Source organism: Pseudomonas sp. Irchel s3b2 (genome assembly GCF_900187445.1).
Taxonomy (GTDB): domain Bacteria; phylum Pseudomonadota; class Gammaproteobacteria; order Pseudomonadales; family Pseudomonadaceae; genus Aquipseudomonas.
Genome location: NZ_FYEB01000002.1, coordinates 21,138 through 36,713, shown reverse-complemented (window position 1 = coordinate 36,713; position 15,576 = coordinate 21,138). Strand labels below are relative to the sequence as shown.

The window sequence follows — 15,576 nt, the reverse complement described above, 5'->3', positions numbered from 1 at the left end:
TCAGCTGTGCGGCGCAGGTTTTGGTACGCCCACGTTATCCAGCATCCGGTTCACCGCCAGTTCGGCCAGCATGACGATCTGTTGAATCGCCATGGCCGTATGCCGGTGCGGCCCTTCCAGATACCCCGCAAAATCACTCGCCATCACACTGGCCTGGGCCAACGATTCACAGGTGTGGGCCAACAGGTCTTCGTCTTTGATATCCGGCGCAATCATATACATCGTGCTCGGTTTGCGGGTCGCGGGTGATTTGAGGGCGGCTGGATTGAGGTAGTGATCGAGCGCGCGGTTAGCGGCATCGTGGAATCTTTTTGAATCGTTGGATTCGTAGGGGGAAACGTCTTCGGTTTCCGGGGGATTCGGTGTTGCTTTGAACATGATGAAACTCCATTCGAGGACTGGAGTTCGCCAACTCTGCGACCAAGCAGAAGGGTGGCGAACCATACGCGGGTTGGTCGACCAGGGAATGGAACCCGGCAGGGCCTAAGCCCTCCCACGCACAGCTCGCCATGAAGCAAGCATAAAAGTGCGCCATTCTAAACCTGGGCGACCAAACCCGATCACTGAATTTGCAGCGCCCCCCAAAGCCTATCCAGCGCATTTCCGACCGACAACCGTCAAAACTTGTCGGAAACCTCCCCCTAAAATCATCGTCTGTAGGACTGCCTGAAGATCAAAAGATCGCAGCCTTCGGCAGCTCCTACGCAGGATTTGTTTACACCCTGTAGGAGCTGCCGAAGGCTGCGATCTTTTTCTAAACCTGAGCTCGCAGACGAGCATTCGCCTGCGCCCAAGTACCGGTCAGCAAACTTTTGGGTGACACACCGTCAAAGCGCCAGCGCAAGGCCAGCGCCGCGGGCCGACGCACCACGCGCTCCACCTCGAATGTCCACAACCGCTCGGCCCCTTGAAAGGCTTCGACCTGAGGGCCTTCGAGGATGATTTGCGTACGACCGCTGAGGTGCAGCAAGTCACCCGAATCGAAATCGATGAATAGCAAACCGGCTCGAGGATTGGTCAGCAGGTTGCCCAAGGTATTGAAGAATAGGTTGCCGGCGAAGTCCGGGATGGTCAGGCGATTGCCCTCTACCTGGACGAAACCCGCCTGTCCACCCCGATGAGAAACGTCCACAGAGCGTTGGCCATCGACGTCCACATAACTGGCGACAAAGAAGGTATCAGCGCCGGCGATCATGGCTTTGGCCGCGTCATCCAGCCCATTGAGGTGCTGCGCGATACGGGTCGTCGGATCCGCCAAGGGAACCGAGCGAAACTGGCGCAATTGAATGTACTGCGGGCAATTGCCGAAAGATTGCTCCACCTTCACCTCGAAGCCGCTCGCCGTTACAGCGCCGATTCGACCATTGAGACGGTTGCGACGTCGGGTGTGCAGCTCGATACCGAGCAGACCGATCGCCGCCCCGTCTTGCAATTGCGCAGGGTCGTCGCGGCCAGGCAGGCTGCCGAACTGCAACAGCGCAGGCTCTGGAGAATGGGCAAAACCCGGCGCCCCTTCAAGAATGCTGGCCCAAGGATTGCCGTCAGCATCCACCGCGCCGTACAGCATGAACGGCAGTTGCTGATAGAACGTGCGGTGCTGATCCGGCATCTCGCTGCGAATCACCCTACGACCTAATTCGTCCATTCGCTCGGCGACACCCACGCGAGCCTGCAACTGTTTCTCGCCTGCGTGCCAAGGTGAACGTTCCATAACGGCTTCTCCCCTGCGCTCCTCGCGCAATAAGAACGGCCCGACCGAGTCGGGTCGTGAACATCAGGCAGTTTTTTGCAAACCGGCGACGGTGCGCGGCATGCCGACAAACCCTGGCAAAGCTTCAATCCGCGCCAGCCACGCGCGAATGTTGGCGTAGTCCTCCAGCGACACATTGCCTTCCGGTGCATGAGCGATGTAGCTGTACGCGGCAATGTCGGCGATGGTCGGCTCGCTACCGACCAGATAGGGCGTTGCACCCAGTTCCTGATCGATCACTTTGAGCCAGGTTTGGGCATAAGCGATCACCTCTTGCGCGTTGTAAGGCGCACCAAACACAGTGATCAGCCTTGCCCTGGCAGGGCCAAAGGCAATCGGCCCGGCGGCGACCGACAACCAACGCTGAACCTTGGCCGCACCGACCGGGTCGGTTGGCAGCCAGTGACCGTTGCCGTATTTCAACGCAAGGTAGACCAGGATCGCGTTGGAATCGGCCAGCACCACGCCTTGATCATCAATCACCGGAACCTGACCAAATGGGTTGAGCGCCAGAAAATCCGCTTGCTTGTGGGCGCCCTTGGCCAAATCGACAAAGATCAGTTCGGTCGGCAGTTGCAACAAAGACAGCATCAGCTCTACCCGGTGAGCATGGCCAGAACGGGGAAAGTTGTAGAGTTTGATGGCTAGCATGGTCGACTCCGCTGGTTAGCTGGTTAGTGGCGCCGTTCAGGAGAGATCAGCGCCGATGGGGGCTATCTTCCACCCACCACCAAAACAACAGAATAACCAGCAAACGCAATCCATTATTTCACCCGGTGAAATAACCCTTCAGCCGTGCAGGGCCGGGTGTTCGCGCAGCACCTTCACCGCGAAGTCCACAAAACTACGGACCCGCACCGGGGCTTTGCGCCCACCCTGGTAGACCACATGAATGGGTAATGGCGGCAATTCGAAGTCAGCCAGAACAATTTCCAGCTCACCGGCGGCGACTTTGCTCGCCACTTGATACGAAAGGACTCGGGTCAGTCCCAGTCCTATCGAGGCGGCAGTAATAGCCGCCTGATTGGCGGTGACCACAAGACGCGGTTCCAGACGAATGCTGATCGGCTCTCCCCCGTCAAGGAACGGCCAGCTTCTGTGCTGCCCGATAGACGAGGTAGCGATGATCGGGGTTGCGCTCAACTCTGCAGGATGCCGGGGCCGACCATGGTCAGTCAGGAATCCAGGGGAAGCACAGATCACCCGCCGCACTTCGCCCACACGAATTGCATGCTGATTGCTGTCAGGCAACTCACCGATGCGCACAGCCACATCGATGCCCTCCTCGACCATGCTCACTACCCGATCGACCAGTAGAGCGTTGATGCTGACTTCAGGGAATTGAGACAAGTAACCGACCATGACCGGCGTAACGAACAAATCACCGAACAATACCGGCGCCGTGATCGTCAGTTGCCCACGGGGTTGGGCATGGCTGCCCGCCGCAGAATCCTCCGCTTCCTGCACCTCGGTGAGAATTCTCCGACAGTCCTCCAGATAACGCTGACCCGCCTCGCTCAAATGCACGCTGCGGGTGGTACGCGTCAGCAATTGGGTGCCGATGCGTTTTTCCAACGCCGCCACTGCCCGAGTGACGCTGGCCGCCGACATCCCCAAACGCCGCGCCGCCGCCGAGAAGCCTTGCTCTTGAGCGACGGCGGCGAAGACTTGCATTTCCTGGAAGCGGTCCATGGATTAACTCCTGAGCACTGAAAAACGCGAGGCCGACAGTTCCCGATTGGACCTGGATATCGCTGGAAGAGGATGAGCCGTGCAGTTTTACTGGCATTCTGATTATTGTGACGTATAACCCTGAACGTTCACGCTTTCAATTGCTGAGACCGTATCCAGATGCCCTCCATCTATCAACTTAAACCCGCCTTCCAGAATCTGTTGCGACCGCTGGTTCAGCGATTGTTCGATAACGGCACCACCGCCAATCAAATCACCGTGCTGGCCGGCATCATTTCGGTCGTGACGGGCATCGGGATTGCCTGTTTCGCCAATCACCTGTGGGTATTTCTGCTGATTCCCGTGTGGATGATCCTGCGGATGGCGCTGAATGCCATCGACGGCATGCTGGCCCGGGAATTCGGCCAGCAGTCGCGCCTCGGCGCCTACCTTAATGAGCTGTGCGATATTGTTGCCGACAGCGCGCTGATCCTGCCTTTTGCCCTGATTCCCGACGTGAGTGTGTTGATTGTGCTGTTGGTCACGCTGCTGGCATTGTTCAGCGAGTACAGTGGCGTCCTCGGGCCGATGGTCGGCGCATCGCGGCGTTATGACGGCCCGATGGGCAAGAGCGATCGCGCGTTTGTATTGGGCGTCTTGGCCACCGGCATTGCCATCGGCTGGATCAACGCGTTGTGGATTAACGTTGTGTTTGCGGTGGTCGCCGTCCTGCTGGCTTACACCTTGGTCAACCGGGTCCGTCTGGGCCTGAAAGAAGTGCAGGAAAACGCTCCCTCGGCATAAGGCCTCAGCGTAAGGCTCCCCAAGCATAAGGAAAGTGCAATGCGTGAAACTCAGAATCAGACCTTCACTACCCACGACGGCGTTGAGCTGTTCTACCGCCATTGGCCGGCCACGGCGGGTAATCCGGGCGAACCGCGCAAGGCAGTGCTGCTGTTTCATCGCGGCCATGAACATTCGGGGCGCATCGCCCACTTGGTGGATGAACTAGACCTGCCAGCGTTCGACTTCTTTGCCTGGGACGCGCGCGGCCATGGTCAGTCGCCGGGAGCTCGCGGTGACAGCCCAAGTTTCGCCACCAGCGTGCGTGACGTGCAGACCTTTTGCGATCACCTGAACGCGACCCACCAGATCGACGAAGAGAACATGGCCGTGATCGCCCAGAGCGTCGGCGCGGTGATTGCCTCGACCTGGGTCCACGACTATGCACCGCGCATCCGCTCGCTGGTGCTCGCGTCGCCCGCATTCAAGGTCAAGCTCTACGTACCTTGCGCCCGTCCGGGTCTGGCGCTGATGCGCAAGTTTCGCGGCAACTTTTTCGTCAACAGCTACGTCAAGGCCAAGTTCCTCAGCCACGACCCGGAACGCGTCGCCTCCTACGACAGCGATCCGCTGATCACCAAGGCGATTTCGGTGAATGTGCTACTCGGCTTGTATGAAGCCGCCGACCGTGTTGTGGCCGATGCGCAGGCGATACAGGTGCCGACCCAGTTGCTGATTTCCGGCTCGGATTTTGTGGTCCACCGCAAACCCCAGGAACAGTTTTTCGAACGCCTGGGCAGCCTGAAAAAGGAAAAACACATTCTCCCGGGCTTCTTCCACGACACGCTTGGGGAACGTGATCGCGCCGTGGCCGTAGCCAGTGCCAAACGCTTTATCCTGCAAAACTTTGAATACCCGCTGGACCGCGCCTCGTTGCTCGATGCCGACAGAATCGGCCTGACCTGCGCCGAATCCGAATCCCTCGCCGCCCCGCTGCCGCGCAACTCGTTGCGTGACCTGTACTGGCGCATGACCCGCGCCAGCATGCGCTTGGGCAGCCGACTGTCAGATGGGGTGAAACTGGGTTTCGACACCGGTTTCGACTCCGGCAGCACCCTGGACTACGTGTACCGCAACCAGCCCACCGGCAAGGGCGGGCTCGGGCGGATGATTGATCAGAACTACCTGAATTCCATCGGCTGGCGCGGCATTCGCCAGCGCAAACTCAACGTCGAAGAACTGCTGCGCCTGACCATGGCCAAACTGCGCGAAGAAGGCCGACCGGTGCGCATTGTCGACATCGCCGCCGGTCACGGCCGCTACATTCTCGAAGCCTTGCAGGGCGTCAGCCCGCTACCGGAATCGATACTGTTGCGCGATTACAGCGACATTAATGTCCGTGACGGTGGTGCGCTGATTCGCGATAAAGGCCTTGGAGACATCGCGCAGTTCGTGAAAGGCGACGCGTTCGACCGCGCCGACCTGGCGGCACTGGACCCAAAGCCGACACTGGCGGTGGTGTCCGGGTTGTATGAACTGTTTGCCGACAATGCACTGGTCGGCGGCTCTTTGGCGGGCCTGGCCGAGGCCGTGGAGCCCGGTGGCTATCTGGTCTACACCGGTCAGCCCTGGCACCCGCAGCTGGAACTGATTGCCCGCGCCCTCACCAGTCACCGTCAAGGCCAGGCTTGGGTAATGCGTCGGCGCAGCCAGGCGGAAATGGATCAACTGGTAGAAGCAGCGGGTTTTCGTAAAATCACCCAGCGAGTGGATGAATGGGGGATCTTCACCGTGTCCCTCGCGCAACGGGTGCAATGATGGGGGCTGCCCCGAGAGAGCCGGGTTTGCTGAAACCCGCCGTGCTCTGGTTGCTGGTGCTGGCGCCGCTGTTTTTCGCCAGCTACGGCTTTGCCACGTGGGTCACGGCCCAGCGCAGCGATGTCGACACCTTCGTTTTCGATTGGGAAACCGCCATGCCCTTCTGGGCCTGGACCATCGTCCCCTACTGGACGATTGATCTGCTGTACGGTTTTTCGCTGCTGCTGCCCGATAGTCGCCATGAACTCAAGCGCCATGCCTTGCGCCTGCTGAGTGCTCAAGTGATCTCAGTCAGTTGTTTCCTGTTATGGCCGCTGCGCTTCACCTTCGAACGGCCTGAACTGGACGGAGTGTTCGGCTGGCTGTTCGCGGTGCTGGCCGGGTTCGACAAGCCGTTCAATCAGGCGCCGTCGCTGCACATCGCTCTGCTGGTGATTTTGTGGGTGATGTACCAACGGCACACGCAAGGCCTGTGGCGCTGGCTGGTGCACGGCTGGTTCGCATTGATCGGGATTTCGGTGCTGACCACTTATCAACATCACTTTATCGACTTACCCACAGGCGCCCTCGCCGGCTGGCTGTGCGTGTGGTTGTGGCCACTGGATCGGCCCAGCCCCTTGAGTAGCCTGCGGTTGGCCAAGGATCCGAAACGCTGGCGCCTGGCCCTGCGTTATGGTATCGGTGCGGCGATATTCGCCATTCCAGCCTTTGGCCTGGGCGGCGGATGGCTGTGGCTGATCTGGCCCGCCGTGGCGTTGCTGTTGGTGGCGCTCAACTACATGCTGCTGGACGCCGCCGGGTTTCAGAAACGCGCCGACGGCCGCCTTAGCCCGGCCGCCCGTTGGTTATTTGCACCTTACGTGGCCGCGGCGTGGATCAATTCACGGCTTTGGACCCGCAAACATCCGCAGCCCAATGAGGTCGTGGATAACGTTTGGCTTGGCAGGCTCCCCAATGCTGATCAGTTGGCGCCGTTCAAAGCAGTGGTTGATCTATGCGCTGAGCTGCCGCTCAACCCGAGAGGCCGCGCCTATCAAAGCGTTCCGATACTCGACCTGACCACGCCCAGCGCTGAGCAATGCCTCGCCGCCGCCCAGGCCATTGAGCACCTGCGCCAGCAAGGTCCACTGCTGGTCTGCTGCGCTTTGGGTTATTCACGCAGCGCCACTGCTATCGCGGCCTGGTTGCTGCACAGCGGTCGAGCGGCCACTGTCGATGCCGCCGTGGCGATGATCCAGGCCGCACGCCCGCAAGTGGTGCTGCATCCGGCCCATCGCCAAGCCCTGGAGAACGCCTATGCCGGTTGATATGGAACTGCACGTGGTCGCCAGCCTGCTGCGCCGGGGCCGCACTCTCGATCAGTTATCCACAGGGCTGACCTTGCTGGGTGTGTTGTTTGGCCTGCTGCAACTGCTGCTGATCACCCCGGCTGCGCCGTTCTTGATCCTCAGCGCCTGGCTGATCATCCTCGGGCTATGGCAAAAATACTGGGCGCTGCGGGTGGCCTTCGACGCTGACCTCTTTACCCTGATGGCCCGCGACGCTGACGCTTTGTCAGACCGCACTCAAGCCCTCGACCAGGCCCTGCAAAACCTCGGCCTGCAACCGGCCAACCGTGCCGGCCGGCCCTGGACCGAACGTCAGCGCGGGGGACTTAAACTGCTGCGCAAACAGGCTGTCCTGCTGGCCGCCCAAGTGCTGCCACCATTGGCTGTCATTCTGGCCAGCCCTTGGCTGCCCTTCGCTGGATAAGGAAATCGTTAATGTTCGAACCTGTGGTCGCCTTCCTCATCACCTCCATGGCCCGAACCGTTACTGGCGCCCGCAGCCTGTGGATGGGTTGCGCGCCGGAACCCGTGCAGCGCATTTATTTTGCCAATCACAGCAGCCACGGCGACTTCGTGCTGCTCTGGGCCTCACTCCCTTCCGCCCTGCGCAAACTTACGCGACCGGTGGCCGGCAGTGACTACTGGAACAAGAGCGCCTTACGCCGTTACATCATCAGCCGGGTGTTCAACGGCGTGCTGATCGATCGCGAGCGCAAGGACCCTGTGGATAACCCGTTGCAGCCCATGCTCGACGCTCTGGAGAACGGTGATTCGTTGATCATCTTTCCCGAAGGCACGCGCAATCTGGAAGAGGGTTTGCTGCCGTTCAAAAGCGGCCTGTATCACTTGGCAAAACGTTACCCACAGGCCCAAGTGATTCCGGTGTGGATCGCCAACCTCAACCGGGTCATGCCCAAGGGCCGAGTGCTGCCACTGCCGCTGCTGTGTACCACCAGTTTCGGCGCGCCCCTGCAACTGACTGAAGGCGAAAGCAAAGAGCTGTTCCTTTCACGCAGCCGCGACGCACTGCTGGCCCTCGCCCCGGAGCATTCCTGACATGGATAGACAAACCCTGATGCTGTTCGGCGGGATCGGCATGATTCTGGTGCTGGCCTCACTGATTGGCCTGATCCTCAAACTGCGCACCCGGGGCACGCCCAATGCAGTCATCGAAAACCTCAACGCCCGCATCAACGCCTGGTGGGTGATGGTGGTGGTGATCGGCATCGCTTTTTGGCTGGGCACCGGCGCGGTGATCCTGCTGTTTTACGCAGTATCGTTCTATGCGCTACGCGAATTCCTTACCCTCATGCCCACTCGACGCAGCGACTACCCGGCGCTGGTGGCAGCGTTTTACCTGGCATTGCCGCTGCAATATCTGCTGATCTATTCCGATTGGTACGGATTGTTCTCGATCTTTATTCCGGTGTACGTGTTTTTGCTGCTGCCGATTCTTGCGTCTCTCGGCGGCGACAGCACGCACTTCCTTGAGCGGGCGTCGAAAGTGCAATGGGGCTTGATGATCGCGGTGTTCTGCGTGTCGTTCGTGCCCGCCCTGCTGACCCTGGACATCGTCGGTTATGAAGGCCGCAACCTGCTGCTGATCGCGTATCTGGTGATCGTGGTGCAGTTGTCGGACGTGCTGCAGTACGTATGCGGAAAGTTGTTCGGCAAACGCAAAATCGCGCCCACTCTGTCACCGTCGAAAACCGTTGAAGGCTTTGTCGGCGGCGTTTTGCTGTCCTCGCTGATTGGTGCAGCCTTGTGGTGGACCACACCCTTCAGCCCGTGGCAGTCGTTCTTGATTGCGCTGCTGATCAACCTGCTGGGCTTTGCCGGCGGCATCGTGATGTCGGCAATCAAGCGTGATCGCGGCGTGAAGGATTGGGGACACATGATCGAAGGCCACGGCGGGATGCTGGATCGGCTGGATTCAGTGTGTTTTGCGGCGCCGATCTTCTTTCATCTTGTACGGTATTGGTGGACTTGAAATAGCTGACCTTCCTCAAAAAAAAAGACCGCAGCCAAAACTGCGGTCTTTCATTTCATTGCTTGTGGATAACTTATTCCACCGTCACCGATTTCGCCAAGTTACGTGGCTGGTCAACGTCAGTACCTTTCAATACGGCGACATAGTACGAAAGCAGCTGCAACGGAATGGTGTAGAGAATCGGCGACAGGATGTCGTGGATGTGCGGCATCTTGACGACATGAGTGCCTTCGCCATTGGTCATGCCGGCCTGCTCGTCGGCAAAGACGATCAGCTCACCACCACGCGCGCGGACTTCCTGGAGGTTGGACTTCAGCTTCTCCAGCAACTCGTTGTTCGGCGCCACGGTGACCACCGGCATGTCGTTATCCACAAGCGCCAACGGACCGTGTTTGAGCTCGCCCGCCGGATAGGCTTCTGCGTGGATGTAGGAGATTTCCTTGAGCTTGAGGGCCCCTTCCATCGCCACCGGGAATTGCGCGCCGCGACCGAGGAACAGCGTGTGGTTCTTCTCGGCAAACAGCTCGGCGATTTTCTCCACGGTGCTGTCCATGGCCAGGGCTTCGCCCAAACGGGTCGGCAGGCGACGCAGTTCTTCGACCAGTGTGGCTTCGACGCCTTCGGCCAACGTTCCGCGAACCTGACCCAGGGACAGGGTCAGCAATAGCAGGCCAACCAATTGAGTGGTGAAGGCTTTGGTCGAGGCGACGCCGATTTCACGACCGGCCTGGGTCAGCAGCGTCAGGTCCGATTCGCGCACAAGAGAACTGATGCCGACGTTGCAAATCGCCAGGCTGGAAAGGAAACCCAGCTCTTTGGCATTGCGCAGGGCGGCCAATGTGTCGGCAGTTTCACCTGACTGGGAGATGCTCACGAACAGGGTGTTTGGCTGTACGACCACCTTGCGGTAGCGGAATTCGCTGGCAACTTCGACCTGACACGGAATGCCGGCCAGTTCTTCGAGCCAGTAACGGGCAACCATGCCGGCGTGATAGCTGGTGCCGCAGGCGACGATCTGTACATTGCGCACCTTGGCGAACAGCTCGGCAGCTCCTGGGCCGAATGCCTCGACCAGCACCTGGTTATGGCTCAGGCGACCTTCGAGGGTGCGCTGTACTACGACCGGTTGCTCGTGAATTTCCTTGAGCATGTAATGGCGGAATTCGCCCTTGTCAGCCGCTTCGGCACCGTCGCGGTATTGAACGCTTTCACGCTCGACGAGCGCGCCATCGATATCCCAGATCTGCACACTGTCGCGGCGAATTTCGGCGATATCGCCTTCTTCCAGGTACATGAAACGGTCGGTCACCTGACGTAGCGCCAACTGATCGGAAGCCAGGAAGTTCTCACCCATACCCAGACCGATCACCAATGGGCTGCCACTGCGAGCCGCCACCAGGCGATCCGGTTGAAGGGCGCTGATCACCGCCAAGCCGTAAGCACCGTGCAGCTCTTGCACGGTCGCTTTCAGGGCAACTGTCAGGTCGGGTTGAAGCTTGAGTTTTTCGTGCAGCAAATGCGCGATGACTTCAGTGTCAGTGTCCGACGTGAATACGTGGCCCAGCGCCTTGAGTTGCTCGCGCAGGGCTTCATGGTTCTCGATGATGCCGTTGTGCACCACCGCCAGATCGCCAGAAAAATGCGGGTGAGCATTGCGTTCACATGGCGCGCCGTGGGTCGCCCAGCGGGTATGGGCAATGCCCAGACGGCCGACCAGCGGCTCTTCGATCAGCGCTTGTTCCAACTCGCTGACCTTGCCCGGACGACGCGTACGCAAAAGCTTCTCATCGTTGGTGTACACCGCCACACCGGCACTGTCATAGCCACGGTATTCCAGGCGCTTGAGGCCTTCGAGCAGGATGGCGGTAACGTTACGTTCTGCGACTGCACCGACAATTCCACACATGCTATTTCTCCTGACTGACGGCGGCGCAAATCAAATTAATGCCGCGGGCCTGAATCTGATCGCGTGCCTCCAGTGGCAGACGATCATCGGTAATGAGGGTATGGACACTGCTCCATGGCAGCTCCAGATTGGGAATTTTGCGGCCGATCTTGTCGGCCTCGACCATCACGATCACTTCGCGGGCAACTTCGGCCATGACACGGCTCAAGCCCAGCAATTCGTTGAACGTGGTGGTCCCGCGCACCAGATCGATGCCATCGGCACCGATAAATAACTGATCAAAGTCATATGAGCGTAGTACTTGCTCGGCCACCTGACCCTGGAAGGACTCGGAATGCGGGTCCCAGGTACCACCGGTCATCAACAGCACCGGCTCGTGCTCGAGTTCGTTCAAAGCGTTGGCGACGTGCAGGGAGTTGGTCATCACCACCAGACCCGGTTGTTGGCCGAGTTCCGGGATCATCGCGGCGGTGGTACTACCGCTGTCGATGATGATTCGCGCATGCTCGCGGATTCGCGTGACGGCGGCGCGGGCAATGGCCTGCTTGTATTTGGAAACCGGTTGGCCGAGATCGGCGACAAGTTCCTGAGGCATGGTGATCGCCCCGCCATAGCGACGCAGCAACAAACCATTGCTTTCAAGCGCCGCCAAATCCTTGCGAATCGTAACTTCCGAGGTTTCGAAGCGCTTGGCCAGTTCGTCCACACTGACTTCCCCCTGCTCATTGAGCAAGGCGAGGATGTTGTGGCGGCGTTGGGGCGTGTTGCGCTTTGACATGGCTTGGTAAGTTTCGATTCGAAAGATAACGCAAGCAATCAAAACCTATTAGCGAAACTTAGTCAAGCCGGCACAAGAAAAATTGTCTGTGGATAAAAACATCGCGGGCAAGTCCACTCCCACGAAACCTTGTGGGAGCGGGGCTTGCCCGCGATTAGATCAATCAGGCTGTGAATAACTAAAGCCGGATACACCTTTGTGGATAACTTAACTCTTCTTGACCTTCTCCGGCCGTTTCCAGCCATCGATGTTCTTCTGCCGAGCCCGACCCACGGCCAACTGAGCCTTATCCACATTCTGGGTAATGGTCGAACCGGCCGCCGTCGTCGCACCCGCTGAGATATCCACAGGCGCCACCAACGAGTTGTTGGAACCGATGAACACATCTTCACCCAACACGGTTTTCCACTTGTTGGCGCCATCATAGTTACAGGTGATGGTGCCCGCGCCGATGTTGGTGCGCGCACCGATCTCAGCGTCGCCCAGATACGTCAGGTGACCGGCCTTGGCGCCCTCGCCCAGGTGGGCATTCTTCAGCTCAACGAAGTTACCCACATGCGCGCGAGCTTCCAGCACCGTGCCCGGACGCAAACGAGCGAACGGACCGGCATCGCTGCCTTCACCGAGCATCGCGCCTTCGATATGGCTGTTGGCCTTGATCACCACGCCTTTACGCAGGGTGCTGTCCTTGATCACGCAGTTCGGGCCAATCACCACGTCATCCTCAATGACCACTTTGCCTTCGAGGATCACGTTGATGTCGATCAGCACGTCCCGACCGACGGTGATTTCGCCACGCACATCGAAACGTGCCGGGTCACGCAGGGTTACGCCTTGAGCCATCAAACGACGAGCGGCGCGCAGCTGATAATGACGCTCAAGCTCGGCCAGTTGCTTGCGATCGTTGGCGCCCTGCACTTCCATAGAGTCAAGGGGTTGCTCGGTAGCCACCACCAGACCATCGCTGACCGCCATTTCGATGACATCGGTCAGGTAGTACTCACCCTGTACATTGTTGTTCGACAGACGGCTCGTCCAGTCGGCCAAGCGATCGGCAGGAACAGCAAGGATGCCGGTATTGCCTTCGTTGATAGCACGTTGAGCCTCGTTGGCGTCCTTGTGTTCAACAATGGCTGCAACTTTACCGTCAGTGTCGCGCACGATGCGGCCATAACCAGTCGCATCGTCCAGTTCAACGGTCAGCAGGCCCATCTGCCCTGGCACGACATGCTTGAGCAAGCGTTGCAGGGTTTCGACTTCGATCAACGGCACGTCGCCGTACAGAATCAGCACCGTGTCGGACTCGATGAACGGCACAGCCTGGGCCACTGCATGACCGGTACCCAGCTGTTGGTCCTGCAGGACGAAATTCAGGTCATCGGCGGCCAGACGCTCGCGCACGACTTCTGCACCATGGCCGATCACCACATGGATGCGCTGGGGATCAAGTTGCCGGGCACTGTGGATAACATGGCCAAGCATCGAATTACCGGCAACAGGATGCAGGACTTTCGGCAAGGCCGAACGCATGCGAGTGCCTTGGCCGGCAGCGAGGATAACGATTTCAAGAGACATGACAGGCTACTAATCCTGGGGGGTCAGCGACTGCGACCGGGTGATGAAAGTCAGAAAAGAAAAAAGGGTAGCCGAGGCTACCCTTTTTAATCAATCGCACAAAAAGTCGAAGGCCGATTTAATGGCCAAACTTCTTGCGGATTTGCTGGACGGTGCGCAGCTGAGCTGCAGCCTCGGCCAGACGTGCGGCAGCAGAACCGTAATCGAATTCCGCGCCCCGCTCATGCAAGGCCTTCTCGGCAGCCTTAACGGCTTCCTGAGCGGAGGCTTCGTCCAGGTCGGCAGCACGTTGCACGGTGTCGGCAAGAACCTTGACCATGTTCGGCTGAACCTCGAGGAAACCGCCGGAGATGTAATACACCTCCTCTTCCCCGCCCTGCTTGATCAAGCGGATAGGACCCGGCTTGAGATTAGTGATCAGCGGCGCGTGACCCAAGGCGATACCAAGATCACCCAGTGCACCGTGCGCAACCACCATCTCGACCAGGCCGGAAAAGATTTCCCCTTCCGCGCTGACGATATCGCAATGGACTGTCATAGCCATCTGATTGCCTCAACCTAAATTAGCGCCCGTTGCCGGGCGCCGGGATTACAGTTTCTTGGCTTTCTCGATCGCTTCTTCGATGCCGCCGACCATGTAGAACGCTTGTTCTGGCAGGTGGTCGTAGTCACCGTTGAGGATGCCTTTGAAGCCAGCAATGGTGTCTTTCAGGGAAACGTATTTACCCGAAGCACCGGTGAAGACTTCAGCCACGAAGAACGGCTGCGACAAGAAGCGCTGGATCTTACGAGCACGGTTTACCAACTGCTTGTCGGCTTCCGACAGCTCGTCCATACCCAGGATCGCAATGATGTCCTTCAGTTCTTTGTAACGCTGCAGAACATACTGAACGCCGCGAGCGGTGTCGTAGTGGTCCTGGCCGATTACGTTCGGGTCCAGCTGACGCGAAGTCGAGTCGAGTGGATCGACCGCCGGGTAGATACCCAGGGAAGCGATGTCACGGGACAGAACGACGGTAGCGTCCAAGTGGGCGAAGGTGGTCGCTGGCGACGGGTCGGTCAAGTCATCCGCCGGTACGTATACCGCCTGGATCGAGGTGATCGAACCTTCTTTGGTCGAAGTGATACGTTCTTGCAGAACGCCCATCTCTTCGGCCAGGGTCGGCTGGTAACCTACTGCAGAAGGCATACGGCCCAGCAGTGCGGATACTTCAGTACCGGCCAGGGTGTAACGATAGATGTTGTCGACGAACAGCAGAACGTCGTTACCTTCGTCACGGAACTTCTCGGCCATGGTCAGGCCGGTCAAGGCTACGCGCAGACGGTTACCCGGCGGCTCGTTCATCTGACCGTAAACCAGTGCCACTTTGTCCAGAACGTTGGAATCCTTCATCTCGTGGTAGAAGTCGTTACCCTCACGAGTACGCTCACCCACACCGGCGAACACGGAATAACCGCTGTGCTCGATGGCGATGTTACGGATCAGTTCCATCATGTTTACGGTTTTGCCTACACCGGCACCACCGAACAGACCGACTTTACCACCCTTGGCGAACGGGCAAACCAGGTCGATAACCTTGATGCCGGTTTCCAGCAGGTCGTTGCCGCCCGCTTGTTCAGCGAAGGATGGCGCAGGACGGTGAATGCCCCAGCGCTCTTCGGTGTCGATCGGGCCAGCTTCGTCGATCGGGTTACCCAGAACGTCCATGATCCGGCCCAGGGTCGCTTTACCGACGGGTACGGAGATGGCTGTGCCGGAGTCGATGACGTCCAGACCGCGCTTCAAGCCTTCGGTGGAACCCATCGCAATGGTACGAACCACGCCGTCGCCCAGCTGCTGCTGAACTTCCAGGGTGGTCCCGGCCGCGCTTTGAACTGTCAGCGCGTTGTAGATGCTCGGTACGCTGTCGCGTGGAAATTCCACGTCGATAACGGCGCCGATGATTTGAACGATACGTCCGCTACTCATAGCTGGAT

At 58.9% G+C, this 15,576-nt stretch carries 14 protein-coding genes and 1 pseudogene; 6 read left to right on the top strand and 9 right to left on the bottom strand.

From position 1 onward, the window contains the following. The 4 genes and pseudogenes from CKW20_RS06980 to CKW20_RS06965 all read right to left on the bottom strand — a co-directional run bounded on the left by CKW20_RS06980 (position 1) and on the right by CKW20_RS06965 (position 3,442). On the bottom strand, positions 1–378 hold the full coding sequence (locus CKW20_RS06980) for a DUF6124 family protein (RefSeq protein WP_095052293.1): 378 nt from the start codon (positions 376–378) through the stop codon (positions 1–3). A gap of 382 nt (positions 379–760) precedes the next feature. After that, positions 761–1,711, bottom strand: a pseudogene (locus tag CKW20_RS06975) (pyridoxamine 5'-phosphate oxidase family protein); the annotation flags it as partial. A 63-nt stretch (positions 1,712–1,774) separates the two neighbouring features. Then, positions 1,775–2,401, bottom strand: a complete 627-nt coding sequence (locus CKW20_RS06970) for a glutathione S-transferase family protein (protein ID WP_095052291.1) — start codon at positions 2,399–2,401, stop codon at positions 1,775–1,777. A 138-nt stretch (positions 2,402–2,539) separates the two neighbouring features. After that, positions 2,540–3,442: a LysR family transcriptional regulator gene (locus tag CKW20_RS06965; protein ID WP_095052290.1), complete on the bottom strand. Its 903-nt coding sequence runs from the start codon at positions 3,440–3,442 to the stop codon at positions 2,540–2,542. 159 nt (positions 3,443–3,601) lie between these two features. On the opposite strand from CKW20_RS06965, the gene CKW20_RS06960 reads away from it, so the two are divergent. Genes CKW20_RS06960 through CKW20_RS06935 form a run of 6 tightly spaced genes read left to right on the top strand, consistent with a single transcriptional unit; the run spans position 3,602 to position 9,340 of the window. Further along, on the top strand, positions 3,602–4,225 hold the full coding sequence (locus CKW20_RS06960; protein ID WP_095052289.1) for a CDP-alcohol phosphatidyltransferase family protein: 624 nt from the start codon (positions 3,602–3,604) through the stop codon (positions 4,223–4,225). A 39-nt stretch (positions 4,226–4,264) separates the two neighbouring features. Next, positions 4,265–6,022, top strand: a complete 1,758-nt coding sequence (locus CKW20_RS06955; protein WP_095052288.1) for a bifunctional alpha/beta hydrolase/class I SAM-dependent methyltransferase — start codon at positions 4,265–4,267, stop codon at positions 6,020–6,022. After that, positions 6,019–7,329 (top strand): phosphatase PAP2/dual specificity phosphatase family protein, encoded by a 1,311-nt coding sequence (locus CKW20_RS06950; RefSeq protein WP_095052287.1) that lies wholly within the window; start codon positions 6,019–6,021, stop codon positions 7,327–7,329. Before CKW20_RS06955 ends, CKW20_RS06950 begins: the two co-directional genes overlap by 4 nt. Continuing rightward, on the top strand, positions 7,319–7,774 hold the full coding sequence (locus CKW20_RS06945; RefSeq protein ID WP_095052286.1) for a hypothetical protein: 456 nt from the start codon (positions 7,319–7,321) through the stop codon (positions 7,772–7,774). Before CKW20_RS06950 ends, CKW20_RS06945 begins: the two co-directional genes overlap by 11 nt. A gap of 11 nt (positions 7,775–7,785) precedes the next feature. Beyond that, positions 7,786–8,406 (top strand): 1-acyl-sn-glycerol-3-phosphate acyltransferase, encoded by a 621-nt coding sequence (locus CKW20_RS06940; protein ID WP_095052285.1) that lies wholly within the window; start codon positions 7,786–7,788, stop codon positions 8,404–8,406. Between the two features lies 1 nt (position 8,407). Next, entirely contained in the window at positions 8,408–9,340 is a 933-nt protein-coding gene (locus CKW20_RS06935; protein ID WP_095052284.1) for a phosphatidate cytidylyltransferase, read from the top strand. Between the two features lie 73 nt (positions 9,341–9,413). Here the strand turns inward: CKW20_RS06935 and glmS are convergent, their stop codons facing one another. From glmS to atpD, 5 genes are all read right to left on the bottom strand, one after another. Then, positions 9,414–11,246 carry a glutamine--fructose-6-phosphate transaminase (isomerizing) gene (glmS, locus tag CKW20_RS06930; RefSeq protein WP_095052283.1) on the bottom strand — a complete coding sequence of 611 codons (1,833 nt, stop codon included), beginning with the start codon at positions 11,244–11,246 and terminating at the stop codon, positions 9,414–9,416. 1 nt (position 11,247) lies between these two features. Further along, complete coding sequence (locus CKW20_RS06925) at positions 11,248–12,024, bottom strand: DeoR/GlpR family DNA-binding transcription regulator (protein ID WP_095052282.1); 777 nt, start codon at positions 12,022–12,024, stop codon at positions 11,248–11,250. Between the two features lie 207 nt (positions 12,025–12,231). After that, positions 12,232–13,599 (bottom strand): bifunctional UDP-N-acetylglucosamine diphosphorylase/glucosamine-1-phosphate N-acetyltransferase GlmU, encoded by a 1,368-nt coding sequence (gene glmU, locus CKW20_RS06920; RefSeq protein ID WP_095052281.1) that lies wholly within the window; start codon positions 13,597–13,599, stop codon positions 12,232–12,234. Positions 13,600–13,717: 118 nt separating this feature from the next. Then, positions 13,718–14,143, bottom strand: coding sequence for a F0F1 ATP synthase subunit epsilon (locus CKW20_RS06915; protein WP_010465460.1), 426 nt, complete (start codon positions 14,141–14,143; stop codon positions 13,718–13,720). A gap of 45 nt (positions 14,144–14,188) precedes the next feature. Beyond that, entirely contained in the window at positions 14,189–15,568 is a 1,380-nt protein-coding gene (gene atpD, locus CKW20_RS06910; protein ID WP_095052280.1) for a F0F1 ATP synthase subunit beta, read from the bottom strand. Between the last annotated feature and the right edge of the window lie 8 nt (positions 15,569–15,576).

Coding starts and splice junctions, on each gene's coding strand:
- CKW20_RS06950 (WP_095052287.1), top strand. CDS start 6,019: ATGATGGGGGCTGCCCCGAGAGAGCCGGGTTTGCTGAAACCCGCCGTG.
- CKW20_RS06980 (WP_095052293.1), bottom strand. CDS start 378: ATGTTCAAAGCAACACCGAATCCCCCGGAAACCGAAGACGTTTCCCCC.
- CKW20_RS06940 (WP_095052285.1), top strand. CDS start 7,786: ATGTTCGAACCTGTGGTCGCCTTCCTCATCACCTCCATGGCCCGAACC.
- CKW20_RS06960 (WP_095052289.1), top strand. CDS start 3,602: ATGCCCTCCATCTATCAACTTAAACCCGCCTTCCAGAATCTGTTGCGA.
- atpD (WP_095052280.1), bottom strand. CDS start 15,568: ATGAGTAGCGGACGTATCGTTCAAATCATCGGCGCCGTTATCGACGTG.
- CKW20_RS06935 (WP_095052284.1), top strand. CDS start 8,408: ATGGATAGACAAACCCTGATGCTGTTCGGCGGGATCGGCATGATTCTG.
- glmU (WP_095052281.1), bottom strand. CDS start 13,599: ATGTCTCTTGAAATCGTTATCCTCGCTGCCGGCCAAGGCACTCGCATG.
- CKW20_RS06945 (WP_095052286.1), top strand. CDS start 7,319: ATGCCGGTTGATATGGAACTGCACGTGGTCGCCAGCCTGCTGCGCCGG.
- CKW20_RS06915 (WP_010465460.1), bottom strand. CDS start 14,143: ATGGCTATGACAGTCCATTGCGATATCGTCAGCGCGGAAGGGGAAATC.
- CKW20_RS06970 (WP_095052291.1), bottom strand. CDS start 2,401: ATGCTAGCCATCAAACTCTACAACTTTCCCCGTTCTGGCCATGCTCAC.
- CKW20_RS06955 (WP_095052288.1), top strand. CDS start 4,265: ATGCGTGAAACTCAGAATCAGACCTTCACTACCCACGACGGCGTTGAG.
- glmS (WP_095052283.1), bottom strand. CDS start 11,246: ATGTGTGGAATTGTCGGTGCAGTCGCAGAACGTAACGTTACCGCCATC.
- CKW20_RS06965 (WP_095052290.1), bottom strand. CDS start 3,442: ATGGACCGCTTCCAGGAAATGCAAGTCTTCGCCGCCGTCGCTCAAGAG.
- CKW20_RS06925 (WP_095052282.1), bottom strand. CDS start 12,024: ATGTCAAAGCGCAACACGCCCCAACGCCGCCACAACATCCTCGCCTTG.